We start from the raw sequence: 293 nt of genomic DNA on the forward strand, positions 1-293 counted from the left end.
ATCATGACGCCTGCTTCGGCCAGCCAGCGATTGATGGTCTTGAACAATTGGCGGGCCAGTTGATGCTGCTCCAGCAGGTGGCGGAAATTCATGATGGTGGTGCGGTCCGGCAAGGCGCTATCCAGGGATAACCGGGCAAACAGACGCATGGAGGCGATTTCGTACAGAGCATCTTCCATCGCGCCATCGCTCAGGTTGTACCAATGCTGCATGCAGTGAATGCGTAGCATGGTTTCCAGCGGATAAGGTCGCCGGCCATTACCAGCCTTGGGATAAAACGGCTCGATGACTTC

Annotated in this window: 1 protein-coding gene; it reads right to left on the bottom strand. The window is 56.0% G+C overall.

Annotated features, from left to right (window positions below):
* On the bottom strand, positions 1 to 293 hold a 293-nt coding region (locus MUW49_RS21515), incomplete at both ends, for a transposase (RefSeq protein ID WP_244813220.1).

Origin of the sequence: Aeromonas sp. LsrichE-8G, from assembly GCF_022869435.1 — a bacterium.
Lineage (GTDB): Bacteria > Pseudomonadota > Gammaproteobacteria > Enterobacterales > Aeromonadaceae > Aeromonas > Aeromonas caviae.